This is a genomic window from Plantibacter sp. CFBP 8775 (assembly GCF_014839505.1).
GTDB classification, from domain to species: Bacteria; Actinomycetota; Actinomycetes; order Actinomycetales; family Microbacteriaceae; genus Plantibacter; species Plantibacter auratus.
In genome coordinates, this window is the sequence record NZ_JACYNV010000002.1 from 1,009,616 (window position 1) to 1,022,964 (window position 13,349).

Genomic DNA, 13,349 nt, shown 5'->3' on the forward strand with positions numbered 1-13,349 from the left:
TGTCACACGATAGCCCCAGACCTCCACCTGATGTCAAGTCGGGATGGGTCTCATTTTCATAACCGGCGACTGTCGGGGCATGGTCGCGCTCTCAGTGAGCCCGTGCGGGCACGTGCCGGGGGCGCAGGTACACCCCGATCGGCGTGGCCGGAACCCGGGGATGTGCCCCGGCGATCCCAGTGGGTGACTAGAGTTCGGCGTCGATGGCGCGGATGACGTCCCACGCGCCGTCCTCGGAGTTCGACAGCACGACGACGTCGATGGCGTCGGCGGCGGTCGGGCCGAAGTAGGTGCGCACGATGCCGCTCGCGCCGGGGTTGACACCGTCGAGGTACATCGATCGCACCTGGTCGTCCTCGTCGACGTCGAACTCGAAGCCGAAGCCGTAGGAGATCTCCTCGTCGACCTCGATCTGCGGGGAGGTGAACTCCTCGGTCAGCTCGGCGGTGAGGATCTTCGCGTCGCGGGCGGCCCGCAGGAAGGTGATGAGGTCGGCCGCGGTGGACTGCGCACCGGCGTCCGGGCCACCGAGCGGCGGGAACGCGTCGGCGTTCGAGTGCCAGACGCCGTCGTCGTCGACGTCGCCGCCCTCGGCCAGGCCGGGCTCGCCCGTCCGGCGGTCGACGAAGCCCGAGTGGTCCATGCCGAGCAGCGCGAACACCTGCTGCTCGATGAGCTGGCGGTAGGGCAGCCCCGTCACGCCCTCGAGGGCGAGCCCGAGCAGGACGTAGCCGGCGTTGACGTAGTTCGCCTCTTCGCCCGGGGCCGCCAGCGGCTCCTTGTCGGCGAAGAGTGGCAGGAGGTCGGCGGTCTCACGGATCGACGAGGCCGGGCGCTCGGCCCAGAGGTCGTCGTAGCTCTCGCCGGCCGTCTCGTCGGCGTCGTCGGCGATGCCGGAGGTGTGGGTGAGCAGGTGGAGCAGCTGGACGTCGCGGCGGATGGTGGTGCCGTCGAGGTCGACGTACTCGTGGATCGACTCGTCGAGGTCGATGTGTCCGGCGTCGACCTGCTGGAGCACGGCGGCGGCGGTGAAGAGCTTCGTGATGGACGCCGTGTCGAAGCGGGTGTCGAGCGTGATGGGCTCGTCGCGCTCCCGCGAGGCGAGGCCTCGGGCGGCCTCGAAGAGCGTCTCGTCACCGCGTTTGACGAGCACGACGCCCGAGAAGTCGGTGGCTTCGATGACGCGGGCGACGCTTTCGGTATCCATCCCCCAACGGTACCGTCGCGGACCCCTCCGTGACTCCACGCACCCTGGGGGACCCGATCCGTCGGGGGCCTGAGGCGTGTGCATAATGGGTGCAGCACGAAATGTGACCGTGCACATCGAGGTCCGAGGAATCCGTGAGCGACGACGCCGAACGGGGGCGAGCCCCCAATATCCGTGATGTCGCGCGCCTGGCCGGGGTCTCCCACCAGACGGTCTCACGAGTGCTCAACAACCACCCGAGCATCCGCGACTCCACCCGCGACCGGGTCCTCGCCGTCATGGACGAGGTCAACTACCGTCCGAACCGGGCGGCCAGGGCGCTCGTGACGAGTCGATCGCGGACCATCGGCGTGCTCGCGAGCCAGCGGTCGCAGTACGGTCCGGCGAGCATGATCCAGGCGATCGAGAACGCGAGCAAGGACGCCGGGTACCTCGTCAGCACGGCGAACCTGCCCGACGTCTCCGACGCGTCGATCGTCGCCGCCGTCGAGCATCTGCTCGCGCAGTCGGTCGACGGCATCGTCGTCATCGCGCCGCAGGTCCGGGTGTTCCGGGCGATCGAGGAGCTGCAGGTGCGGGTGCCGTTCATCGCGGTGCAGTCCGGCGGCGACCTCGACGACCACTCGATCGGTGTCGACCAGGTCGCCGGTGGACGCTTGGCAACGAGGCACCTCATCGAGCTCGGCCACCGGAACATCTACCACCTCGCGGGGCCGCAGGACTGGATCGAGGCGGAGGCGCGCATGCACGGGTTCCTCGCCGAGATGAGTGCGCAGGACGTGCCGACGACCGCGCCGATCCTCGGTGACTGGACCGCAGACTTCGGCTATCGCGCCGGGATCGAACTCATGCGGGTGCGCGACTTCACGGCGATCTTCTCGTCGAACGACCAGATGGCGCTCGGCCTCATCCACGCGATCCGCGACGAGGGGTACGACGTGCCCCGGGACGTGTCGATCGTGGGGTTCGACGACATCCCGGAGGCACCGCACTTCTGGCCACCGCTCACGACCGTGCGGCAGGACTTCGACGAGCTGGGGCGTCGCTGTGTCGCGCGGTTGCTCGGCAACCTCGAAGTCGACGCCGTCGGGTACCGCGGCACGATCGAGCCGGAGCTCATCGTACGGAAGTCGACGGGTCGCCCGGCCTTCTGACCCCTGGTGGTGGTGGCGGTGTGTGGTGGTGGTGCCAGCGCGGTGCGCTGACACGAGCGCGGGTCACACGCGTGAGCGCGCCCCTCCGGAGACCCGCGCCCGAGTCCACGCCCCGCGCCCACGCCGATTCGGGCGAGCTCGCGTCAGCGCACCGCGCCGACGCCGGGTGAGTACGTGTCGCGTCAGCGCACCGCGCTGACCACCAGGCCGACAGCACTCACGGCGACGATCACCAGGCGGCGGGGTCCGCGACGAGTCGATCGAAGGCGAGTTCCGCGGCACCGATGAGCAGGAGGTCCTGGCCGAGTTCCGCGCGCACGATCGAGACGTCCTCGAACGGCGGGACGAGCGCCCGCTCACGGACCGCGTCGTGCAGCTCCTCCGACGCCAGTTCGAGCACGATCCCGAGATGCCCACCGAGGACGACGAGTTCGGGGTCGAGGATGTTCACCGTCCCGGCGAGCGCCCGTCCGAGCGTCCTGGCCTGCCGCACGACCTCCTCCCGCATCGCCCCCGCCGGATCGGCCGCGATGCCCTCGGCGAGCGCCGCTTCGAGGACCGCGTCGTCCCCGGCGGCGAGGCCGGCGACATGGAGCAGCTCACTGCGTCGGACGGCGTCTTCGAGTGCGTTGCCGGCGGCCGTCGCCGAGGTGTGACCGAACTCCCCCGCGTACCCGCGCGCACCACCGACGGGTCGGCCACCGGCGATGATGCCACCACCGATACCGCTCGCGCCACCGTTCAGGTAGACGAGGTCGTCGATGCCGCGTCCAGCCCCGAAGGTCCGCTCCGCCCGAGCGCCGAGACTCGCGTCGTTGGCCGCGAACACCGCACGACCGGTCGCGGCACGCAGCCGTTCGACGAGTGGCTCGTCGACCCACCCGAGGTGCGGTGCGAGCCGGACGACCCCGTCGGCGTCCCGGACGAGACCGGGGATCGCGAGGCCGATCCCACCGCCACCGCGCGCCTCGTCGGGCAGGCGGCCGGCGAGTTCCGCGACCAGCTCCGCGATGATCGCCGTCGCCTCGGCCGCCGTCGGTGTCGTGTCGACCTCGCGACGCACGCGCTCGAGGACCTCGCCGCCGAGTCGCACGGCCGCCACCGTGATCGCGTCGAGTTCCGGGTTCGCCGCGAAGGCGACGGCTCGTGGGCCGGCCGAGACGAGTGGCGACGGCCGGCCGACTCCCTGCCCGCCCACCGGGACCGACTCCGTGACGATGCCGATCGAGGCGAGTTCCGTGACGAGCGCGGCGACCGTGGACCGGTTGAGCCCGGTCGCCTTCGTGAGCGCCGACCGCGACTGCACCCCGCCCTGGTGCACGAGCTCGACGATCCGCCCGAGGTTGCGACGGCGCACCGAGTCGAGTCCGCTCCCCATGCCGGATCCGCCCGCCGGACCCGCCCCGACCGCTGTCGACTCGCTCACACGCACACCCTCTGCTCGATCCCTCCAGTGTTCCCTATCCAGGCACGCGGCGGTTCACCCGCCTCCGGCCGTGGATGGTTGACTGGACGGATGCCCGCCGCCTGGACACTCCGCCCCGCCACCATCGACGACTCGACCTGGATGGCCGAGCTGCGCGCCGTCGTCATGCGGCCCGACCTCGAGCGCCTCGGTCGCTACGACGAGACCCGCGTGCGCCGTCGCTTCCTCGACGGATATCGCCCGGAGCACACCTCGGTGATCGAGGTCGAGGGCATCACGGCCGGGCTGGTCGCCCTCCGTCCGGAACCCGACGAGCGGTGGCTCGAGCACTTCTACCTCGCACCCGAACACCAGGGCGCGGGCCTCGGCACCGCGGTGCTCGCGCGGCTCCTGGCCGACGACGGCGACCCGCGCCCGTTCCGTCTCAACGTGCTGCAGGGCAGCCCGGCCCGCCGCCTCTACGAGCGCCACGGCTTCACGCTCGAACGCGAGGACGAGGTCGACGTCTGGATGGTCCGCCGGGGCTGAACACCCAATGGTGCGGCAGCAGGAGGTCGGCTCGGCAGCAGGACGTCCGGCTGAGGAGCGTCCTGCCACCGCGCGGATCTCCTGCCGCGACGCCGACACGGGCTACATGGTGAGCTGCGCGACCCCGGAGCAGCTCACGCGGGCTGACGGACCGTGGTGACGATGTCGACGAGGTGCGGGTCGGCCGGCGCGGAGCCGAAGCCGAAGCGCACGGGCGGGTCGAGTCTGGCGAGGGTGCCGAGGTCCGCACCGGACCAGCTCGCGGTGGCGGCGGTGATGCGGCGAGCGCCGGTCACGCCGTAGTACTCGCGTCGACCGTTGCCGGCGGAGCCCGCCGTCCGGGCTCCGGGCTGGAGCACGCGGGCGAGGGGGTCGATGGTCTGCAGCCAGACGGGGTTCACGGCCACCGGTTTGGGGACGACCCGGAGCGCACGGCCGAGCGGAGAGCTCCCGCCGATGCGGAGGGTCGTGTCGAGCGGACCGCCCACGAAGCGGAGCCCCGTCGGCAGGCGCGTCCAGCCGACGGTGCCGATCTCGACGTCGTCGAAGGTGTACGTGGTGGAGATGAAGTCGGCGATCTCCTGCGTCGGCGCGAGCAGCAGGCGTTTGCCGCGGGAGTCCTCGATCATCGCGTCGGCGAACGAGCCGAACGGAGACGTGGACCAGAGCCCGAGGACGATGCGGACGCCGCCCGTGGTGCCGTAGCCGGCGATCCTCCCGGAGAAACGAAGGTCGGTTGCGGGCATGGGATCACCCTAGCCGCCCCTCCTGCGGGAGTGTCCGTGAACGGCGGTCCGCGGCCCGGTCGCCGAGCAGGTCGACGGGCGCGGGAGCACCACCCGGTTGACGGCGTCGGCGCGATCCGCTTCCGTGGGAACATGCCGACCTCGCTGCTCCTCCTCGCCGACACCCACCTGCCCAAGCGGGCGAAGGTCCTGCCGGACGCGGTCTGGGCCGCCGTCGACGCAGCGGACGTCGTCGTCCACGCGGGTGACTGGGTCGACGAGGCGACCCTCGACGCCCTCGAGGCCCGCGCCGCCCGCCTCGTCGGCGTCTTCGGCAACAACGACGGCCCCGGACTCCGCGCGCGTCTCCCCGAGGTCGCGCGTTTCGAGGTCGATGGGCTGCGGTTCGCCGTCGTCCATGAGACGGGGGCGGCGACCGGTCGCGAGCGACGGGCCGACGAGGCCTTCCCCGAAACCGACGTCCTCGTCTTCGGACACAGCCACATCCCGTGGGACTCGGTCTCGCCAGCTGGCCTGCGCCTGCTCAACCCCGGCTCGCCGACGGACCGCCGTCGTCAACCGGAGTGCACGATGATGACCGCCCGGGTCACGGACGGCACCCTCACCGACGTCCGCCTCATCCCGGTCGCCCGCTAACCCTCCCCCTGCCCGCGAACTGTCACTCGGCGCTAGTCCGAGCGGCTGGAACTGTGCCGGAGTGACAGTTCGCGGGCCACGGGTGCCGGGCGGGGGACGGTGCTCGTGAGTTCCACGACGCGGTGCTCACGACCGGCGACGATGATCGCCTCCATGATCTCCAACACGTGGAACGCGAGGTCGCCCGAGGCCCGATGCGGTCGGTCCTGCTCGATCGCCTCGGCCAGGTCCGACAGGCCCACCCCGCGCCCGGCGTCGACGAAGCCTGCGCTGTCGGGGACGGCACGCCAGGTGCGGTCGTCGGCCGTCGCGATCTCCACCGGGTCCGAGAACCGGTTCGGGTCGGGCACGGCGACCGTCCCGCCCGTACCGTAGACCTCGAAGAGCGGCACGCGGCTCGCCCACACCTCGAACGAGACCGTCACGGTCGAGACCACCCCGTTCGCGTGCTCGAGGATCGCGGTGACGTGCGTGTCGACCTCCTCGTGCACCGGGATCGGCGTCCCGGCCAGCGCGCCCGTCGCCACAGAGCGCTCGCGATCCGACCGCGCGACCGCCCCCGACACCCGCACGACGGGACCGAAGAACGACACGAGGCTCGTCAGGTAGTACGGTCCCATGTCGAGGAGCGGCCCGCCACCCGGCTGGTAGTAGAACGCGGGAGCCGGGTGCCACAGTTCGTGGCCCGGAGCGCTCCAGGCGACCGCCGCGGCGATCGGCCGACCGATGGCACCGCTGTCGAGCACGGCGAGCGCCGTCTGGACGCCCGACCCGAGGACGGTGTCCGGTGCGCTGCCGACGCGGAGGCCCTTCGCCGCGGCGAGCTCGAGCACCGGTCGCGCCTCGGCGGTCGACAGGGCGAGCGGCTTCTCCCCGTAGACGTGCTTGCCGGCCTGGAGGGCTCGGAGCGCGACCTCGGCGTGCGCGGCCGGGATGGTGAGGTTCAGGACGACGTCGACCTCGGGGTCGGCGAGCAGCTCGTCGACGCTCGACGACCGCACGCCCTGTTCGGCGGCGACCTCCGCGGCGCGGGCGAGGTCGAGGTCCGCGACGACGACGAGCTCGAGGTTCGGCAGCTTCGGGAACTCGGCGAAGTACTGCTTCGAGATGTTGCCGACGCCGATGACGCCGACCCGGAGGACGGATCCCCCGGCGGTCTCCGATGGCCCGTTCAGCGTGCTGCCCACAGCAGGCCCCTTTCGATGATGGTGCGGACGTTCGGGTCCTCGACGATCTCGATGCGGTGGCCGGGAGCGGACACGAAGATCCTGCCCTTCCCCCACTGGCGCGTCCAGATGGCGGGCGCCGTGACGGGACGGTTCCATGCGTCCCAGGGCCGCACCTCCTGTGTCGTGGTCGCGAGGACGTCGTTGTACTCGTCGCTCAGCACCCAGTACTGCTCGGTGACGAGGTCGAAGTCCTCGATCCCCTCCGTGATGGGGTGGGTCCGGCCGTACTCGGTGATGTGGACGGTGTAGGGGATGTAGTTGTCGGACTGCTCCCCCGTCCGCTCGGCCGGGTCCTTGCCGGCGTGGTGCGCGAACTGGCCGCCGATCATGTGGAGGTAGTCGGCGTTGTTGCGGTACGAGTCCGCGATCCCGCCGTGCCAACCGGCCATGCCCGTCCCGTTCAGGACAGCGCGTTGCAGGCCGGCGAACTCCTCCGGCTCGATGGTGTTCATCGTGTTGATCTGCACGATGAGGTCGACCGTGTCGAGGTAGTCGGTGTCCGTGTAGACGGTGGTCCCGTCCTCGACGCGGACGGTGAACCCGTTCGCCTCCAGGAAGGGGATGAAGGCCGCGGTCGTCTCGACGGGCATGTGCCCGTCCCAGCCGCCTCGCACCACGAGCGCCTGCTTGTCAGTCATGTGTTCCTCTCAGGGGATGGTTCGGTCATTGGTCGGCTCGCGATCAGCACTACTTGCTGAAGCCGGCGGTCATGCCACTGATCAACTGGCGTCGGCCGAACAGGTACAGGATGAAGATCGGCAGGGTCGACAACACCACGGCGGCGAGCACCGCCGGCACGTTCACGCTGAACGACCCCTGGAACGTCCACAGCGACAACGGCAGCACCCGGTTGCTCGGCGACTGCGTGAGCACGAGTGGGAACAGGAATCCGTTCCAGACGTTGAGCGCGTTGTACAGCGCGACGGTGACGATCGCCGGCCGGGCGAGCGGGAGTACGAGGGAGACGAGGGTCCGCCAGCTCGACGCCCCGTCCACGGTCATCGACTCGAACAGCTCCTTGGGGATGTCGCGGATGAAGTTCGACAGGATGAGCACGGTGACGGGCACCGCGAAGCCGATCGACGGCAGGATCAGCGCCAGGAGGGTGTCGTAGAGTCCCGCCTTGCTGAGCATGTAGAACAGCGGGATGATCGTCGCCTGCAGCGGGATCGCGAGGCCGAGCAGGAAGAACGAGAACGCTCCCCGCGTGAACCGGGAGTTCGTGCGCACGATCGCGTACGACGCCATGAGGCAGACGAACACGGTGACGGCGACGCTCGCGATGGTGATGATGACGCTGTTGCCGAGGTAGAGGAAGAAGTCGCTCTGCAGGACGAGGGCGTAGCCGTCGAGGGTCGGGTCGGTGGGCGGGATGAGCTGGTTGCTCGAGAAGAACCCGGCCTGCGGGCGCACGCTCGTGATGACGATGTAGTAGATCGGCAGCACGATGATGAGCAGCCAGATCCAGGCGCCGATACCGCCGATGATGTTCGGCTTGCGGCGGGCACCGCGGGGGCGCCTGCCTCGCGTCTCGTGCTCGCCCGGGCGTCCACGCTTCGACCCGGCGGTCGAGACGCTGACCGTGTCGAGGCTCCCGGTCGGCAGCGTGCCGGGCTTCGTGAGTGGGTTCGTCGCTGACATCAGAGGCCCTCCTGCTGACTGTCCATCTTGGCGAAGCCGCTCAGCTTGGTGAGCAGCAGGGCGATGGCGAGACCGATGACGGCCAGGATGATCGCCATGACGCTCGCCTGCCCGAACTGGCTCGCGGAGAAGCCCGTCACGTACATGAGGATCGGGAGGATGCGGGTGCCGGCGCTCGGAACGCCGCCGGTGAGCACGAAGATCACGTCGAAGTAGGTGAGCGAACCGATGATCATGAGCGTGGACGACGTCACGAGCGTGTACCGCAGCTGCGGGAGCGTGATGTGGAAGAACTGCTTGACCGTCCCAGCCCCGTCGATCTCGGCCGCCTCGTAGAGGGACGCCGGGATCTGCCGCACGCCACCCTGGAACAGGAGCGTGTGGAAGGGCACGAACTGCCACGCGATGATGAAGATCACGACGAAGAGCACGAGCTGCTGGTTGCCGAGCCAGTCCTGCTTGAGGAACGGGATGCCGAGCGACGCCGACAGGCCGAAGTTCGGGTCGAGGATCGCCTTGAACGCGATGGCGGTCGCCGCCGACGACAGCAGGAGCGGCAGGAAGAAGATCGCGCCGAGCACGGCCCGGTTGCGCTGCTTGCCGGCGGTCCAGGTCCCGAGCAGCAGGCTGATCGGGGTCTGGACGATCCAGGAGATCACGATGACCTTGAGGGTCAGGACGAGGGCGTCGATCGCGACCGGGTCGACGAGGACGGAAGCCCAGTTGTCGAGGCCGACCCACGCGGGGTCGGTGATCGCGTCCCAGCGGGTGAAGCTCAGGTACAGGGCGACGATGAGCGGGATGATCGCGAAGACGAGGAAGAAGCCCAGCGCCGGCGCGACCATCCAGCCACTGGGGCCGGTGCGGCGGCGCATCGCTGCCGCACCGGCCCCTCGGGCCCCGTTCAATGGACGGGTGACGGTCATCGGGAGATCACTGTCCGATCGTCTTGTTCATGTTGTCGGAGAACTCCTGCGGGGTGATCTGCAGGTTGAACAGCTGGTCGAGGTTCGTCAGGAGCGCGGTCGCCTGTGCCGGCGGGAGCGCCTGGTCCCACGACATCTGGAAGTTCTTGGCGTTCTTCGTCAGGTCGTAGACGGTCGTGCCGAAGTCGCCGCCGGCGTCCGCGATCTCCGCGTCGATGTCGGTGATGGGCGGCACCTGGCCGGCCTTCACCATGCGGTCGATGTAGCCCTTGTCGAACACACCCTCGGTGAGGTACTTCAGCGCGCTGGCTTTCTGCTCCTTCGTCGCCGAGGCGGAGATGGAGAAGTACCCGGACGGGTTGCCGACGATGTTCGACGGGTCGCCCTTGCCACCGGTGACGGCGGGGAAGGTCGTGTAGCCGAGACCCTTCTCGGCGAACTCGGCCGCCTGCTGTTTGAAGGTCGTCATGACCCAGGCGCCCTGGAGCATCATCGCTGCCTTGCCCGTGTAGAGCAGGGCGACGTCGGCGTTGCTGTCGGCCGTGACCGAGGCGTAGCCGTCGACGAACGCGCCGGCCTTCACGAGCTCCTGGATCTTCTCGTTCGCCTCGATGATGCCGGGGTCGCTCCACGCGTCGGCTTCACCGGCCATGATCTTGTTGAAGGCCTCGGGTCCGGCGACGCGGTCGACGAGGTACTCCTCCCACATGAGCGACGGCCACTTGGACGCACCGGCGAGCGAGAACGGGGCCACGCCTGCGGCCTTGAGCTTGGGGATGGCGTCGACGATCTCGTCGAAGTTCGTCGGGACCTCGACCCCCGCGGCCTTCAGGACGTCCTTGTTGTAATAGAACATGATCGGCGTGGTGGCGTTCATCGGCACCGCGTAGACCTTGTCGTCGATGACGCCCTGGTTCCAGACGGACTCGAGGAACTTGCCCTTGGCGTCCGCGGTCTCCGCGGTGATGTCGGCGACCTTGCCGGCGTCCACGTAGGAGTTCAGGGTGCCGCCCGCCCAGCTGTAGATGATGGTCGGAGCACTACCCGCGCCGACTGCGGTGCGGATCTTGGTCTTGTAAGCGTCGTTCTGGAAGTAGGTCGCGGCGATCTGGCCGTCGGCGTTGGCGCCGTTCCACTCCTTGAGCGACGGGCCGAGGACGGTGTCCTCGTCGGTGCCGGTGAGGCCCCAGAGGGTGGCACTGCCACTCGGCGCGCCACCGCCGCTGGAGCAGGCGGTCGCGCCGAGCATGAGGGCCGAGACGCCGAGGGCGACTGCGGCCAGTCGGGTCCGACGACGGGATGAAGTACGAAGCGTCATTGCGTTCTCTCCTTGGTGGGTGCTGCTGCTGATGGTGCGATGGGGACGGATCAGTCGGTGGGCGTCCAGGCGCTGCCGTTCGCGGCGCTCGACTCGACGGCGCGCAGGACCCGCTGGACCTGCAGCCCCTCGGCGAAGGACGGCTCGGGGTCGGTGCCGGCGGTGATGGCCTGGACGAGGTCGCGCACCTGGTGCGAGAACGGGTGCTCGTAGCCGATACCGTGGCCGGTCGGCCACCAGGCGGCCATGTACGGGTGCTCCGGCTCGGTGACGACGATGCGCGTGAAGCCCTGCTTGCCGGCAGGAGCGGTGGCGTCGTAGACCTCGAGCTCGTTCATCCGCTCGAGGTCGAAGGCGATGGCTCCGCGGGAGCCGCTCAGCTCGATGCGGAGCGCGTTCTTCCGGCCGGTCGCGTAGCGGGTCGCCTCGAAGGCGCCGATGGCGCCGTCCGCAAGCCCGCCCGTGAGCTTCGCGGTGAACCAGGCGGCGTCGTCGACGGTGACCGCGCCGCGTTCCTCCGAGGCGGTCCCGCTCAGGCCGACGGTCTCGCCGAGGAGCGGTCGCTCGGTGACGAAGGTGGCGAGCGTCCCGCTGACGGTGTCGAGTCGGGCACCGGTCAGGTGCTGCACGAGGTCGATGGCGTGCGCGCCGATGTCGCCGAGCGAGCCGGAGCCGGCCTGGTCCTTGTCGAGGCGCCAGGTCATCGGCCCCTCGGCGTCACTCAGCCAGTCCTGGAGGTAGAGCGCGCGGATCTGGCGGACGTCCCCGAGCGCGCCCTCCGCGATGAGCTGGCGGGCGTACCCGATGGCGGGCACGCGACGGTAGCTGAAGCCGACCATGGAGCGGACGCCGCGAGCCCTCGCCGCCTCAGCCGCGGCGACCATCAGCTCCGCCTCCTCGACGCTGTTGGCGAGCGGCTTCTCGCAGAGGACGTGCTTGCCGGCTTCGAGGGCGGCGATCGCGATCTCGACGTGCGATGAGCCGGGCGTGCAGACGTCGACGATGTCGATGGACGGGTCGGCGATGACGCTCCGCCAGTCGGTCGAGGCCGACTCCCAGCCGAACTTCACGCGGGCCGCTTCGAGTGCCTCGGGATTGCGGCCGACGATCGTGGCCATGACCGGTTCCGCATCGAGGTCGAAGAAGCGCGGTGCGGTGCGCCAGGCCTGCGAGTGCGCGGCTCCCATGAAGCCGTATCCGATCATCGCGACCCGGAGTTCCGGCCGTCCGCTTCCCGCCATGTGCAACGCTCCCGAGCTGCTCGCGCAGCTGCGGCCCCGGGGTTCCGGATCGCTTCGCTGCGGTGCCCTGAAGCTAGCCCCGCCGCCTGTCTGCCCGCAACTTCCCTCTCCCGCATTGGAAACTTTTCGCGTCCGCCCATCCCCACCCCTGCCCGCGAACTGTCACTCCGACACAGTCCCGTCCGCCGGGACGAGCGGCGAGTGACAGTTCGCGGGCTACGGGGTGGGCGGGGCTGCGGTCGAACCCCGGACGACGAGGGAGGTGGCGAGGTCGAGGCGGATGTTGTCGACCGTCTCGGACCGGAGTTTCAGCACCAGGCGGGTGGCCTCCTCGGCCATCTCGATGAGCGGCTGCCGGATGGTCGTGAGGGCCGGACCGACCCACTTGGCCGGCGGGACGTCGTCGTACCCGACGACCGACAGCTGCTCCGGGATCGATATCCCGAGCGAGCGCGCCGCCTCGTAGACGCCGAACGCCTGCATGTCGTTGCCGGCGAAGATCGCGGTCGGCCGATCCTCGAGTTGCAGCAGTTCGAGCGCCAGGACGCGTCCGGCCTCCGGGATGAACTCCCCGCGGCGCAGGATCGTCTCGTCGAGCGGGATCCCGGCCTCCTCGAGCGCGGACCGGTAGCCCGAGACCCGTGCCCGCGAGCACATGAGGTCCTGCGGGCCCGAGATCAGGCCGATCCTGCGGTGTCCGAGCTCGATGAGGTGGCGCGTCGCGGCCATCCCACCGGACCAGTTCGTGGAGCCGATGGCGGCCACCTCCGGGCCAGGGTCCCCCGCCGGGTCGACCACGACGACCGGGATGTTGCGCGTGTGGAGCTGGCGCCGGTACGCCGGGTCGATGTCCGAGAACACGAGGATGACCCCGACCGGCTTCCTCCCGATGATGCTCTCGACCCAGCCCTCGCCGGTCGAACGCCGGGCGCCCGTCTCGGTGAGGGTGACGCTCATGCCGTGCTGGCGCGCGACCTTCTCGACACCGCGGATGATCTCGAGCGACCAGGAGCTGTCGATGTATTCGAAGACGAGCTCGATGAGCGAGCCCTGCGCGAGCTCGGCACCGCGGCGACTGTAGCCGTGGCGGTCCAGCAGTCGCTCGACGATCTCCCGGGTGTCCGGCGACACCCCCGGTCGCCCGTTGAGCACCTTCGAGGCGGTCGAGACCGACACGGAGGCCTCTCTGGCGATGCGCGACAGGGTGGCCCGCCCGCCGACGCCGCCGGATCCGGCGGCCTGCACCGCGAGGTCGTCGCTCATCCGAGTCCTCCGATCCCTCTCCGTCGGGCCGGAC

Annotated in this window: 13 protein-coding genes; 3 read left to right on the forward strand and 10 right to left on the reverse strand. The window is 69.9% G+C overall.

Annotated features, from left to right (window positions below; translation table 11 throughout):
- Window positions 1-187: 187 nt before the first annotated feature.
- The gene (locus IFR14_RS17055; RefSeq protein WP_191941725.1) at window positions 188-1,207 is read right to left on the reverse strand and encodes a serine hydrolase domain-containing protein; all 1,020 of its coding nucleotides are present in this window, start codon (window positions 1,205-1,207) and stop codon (window positions 188-190) included.
- Between the two features lie 134 nt (window positions 1,208-1,341).
- Here IFR14_RS17055 and IFR14_RS17060 point away from each other — a divergent pair, with 134 nt between their 5' ends.
- The gene (locus IFR14_RS17060; protein ID WP_064294998.1) at window positions 1,342-2,361 is read left to right on the forward strand and encodes a LacI family DNA-binding transcriptional regulator; all 1,020 of its coding nucleotides are present in this window, start codon (window positions 1,342-1,344) and stop codon (window positions 2,359-2,361) included.
- Between the two features lie 229 nt (window positions 2,362-2,590).
- On the opposite strand, the gene IFR14_RS17065 is transcribed toward IFR14_RS17060, so the two are convergent.
- On the reverse strand, window positions 2,591-3,787 hold the full coding sequence (locus IFR14_RS17065) for an ROK family protein (protein ID WP_342365730.1): 1,197 nt from the start codon (window positions 3,785-3,787) through the stop codon (window positions 2,591-2,593).
- Between the two features lie 90 nt (window positions 3,788-3,877).
- Here IFR14_RS17065 and IFR14_RS17070 point away from each other — a divergent pair, with 90 nt between their 5' ends.
- Entirely contained in the window at window positions 3,878-4,315 is a 438-nt protein-coding gene (locus IFR14_RS17070) for a GNAT family N-acetyltransferase (protein ID WP_191941726.1), read from the forward strand.
- Between the two features lie 134 nt (window positions 4,316-4,449).
- On the opposite strand, the gene IFR14_RS17075 is transcribed toward IFR14_RS17070, so the two are convergent.
- On the reverse strand, window positions 4,450-5,061 hold the full coding sequence (locus IFR14_RS17075) for a hypothetical protein (protein ID WP_079706772.1): 612 nt from the start codon (window positions 5,059-5,061) through the stop codon (window positions 4,450-4,452).
- 132 nt (window positions 5,062-5,193) lie between these two features.
- On the opposite strand from IFR14_RS17075, the gene IFR14_RS17080 reads away from it, so the two are divergent.
- Window positions 5,194-5,697, forward strand: a complete 504-nt coding sequence (locus IFR14_RS17080) for a metallophosphoesterase family protein (protein ID WP_191941727.1) — start codon at window positions 5,194-5,196, stop codon at window positions 5,695-5,697.
- 32 nt (window positions 5,698-5,729) lie between these two features.
- Here the strand turns inward: IFR14_RS17080 and IFR14_RS17085 are convergent, their stop codons facing one another.
- From IFR14_RS17085 to IFR14_RS17115, 7 genes are all read right to left on the reverse strand, one after another.
- The gene (locus tag IFR14_RS17085; RefSeq protein ID WP_342365731.1) at window positions 5,730-6,884 is read right to left on the reverse strand and encodes a Gfo/Idh/MocA family protein; all 1,155 of its coding nucleotides are present in this window, start codon (window positions 6,882-6,884) and stop codon (window positions 5,730-5,732) included.
- A complete protein-coding gene (locus IFR14_RS17090; RefSeq protein ID WP_064295003.1) occupies window positions 6,869-7,564 on the reverse strand; it encodes a ThuA domain-containing protein in 696 nt (231 codons plus the stop codon). The genes IFR14_RS17085 and IFR14_RS17090 overlap by 16 nt, the downstream gene beginning before the upstream one ends.
- A gap of 49 nt (window positions 7,565-7,613) precedes the next feature.
- A complete protein-coding gene (locus IFR14_RS17095) occupies window positions 7,614-8,567 on the reverse strand; it encodes a carbohydrate ABC transporter permease (protein ID WP_191941728.1) in 954 nt (317 codons plus the stop codon).
- Window positions 8,567-9,493, reverse strand: a complete 927-nt coding sequence (locus tag IFR14_RS17100; RefSeq protein WP_071258845.1) for a carbohydrate ABC transporter permease — start codon at window positions 9,491-9,493, stop codon at window positions 8,567-8,569. The genes IFR14_RS17095 and IFR14_RS17100 overlap by 1 nt, the downstream gene beginning before the upstream one ends.
- Before the next feature lie 7 nt (window positions 9,494-9,500).
- Window positions 9,501-10,811, reverse strand: coding sequence for an extracellular solute-binding protein (locus tag IFR14_RS17105; protein WP_137243854.1), 1,311 nt, complete (start codon window positions 10,809-10,811; stop codon window positions 9,501-9,503).
- 50 nt (window positions 10,812-10,861) lie between these two features.
- The gene (locus IFR14_RS17110) at window positions 10,862-12,052 is read right to left on the reverse strand and encodes a Gfo/Idh/MocA family protein (RefSeq protein WP_249407037.1); all 1,191 of its coding nucleotides are present in this window, start codon (window positions 12,050-12,052) and stop codon (window positions 10,862-10,864) included.
- Between the two features lie 216 nt (window positions 12,053-12,268).
- Window positions 12,269-13,315: a LacI family DNA-binding transcriptional regulator gene (locus tag IFR14_RS17115; protein WP_137243855.1), complete on the reverse strand. Its 1,047-nt coding sequence runs from the start codon at window positions 13,313-13,315 to the stop codon at window positions 12,269-12,271.
- Window positions 13,316-13,349: the final 34 nt, after the last annotated feature.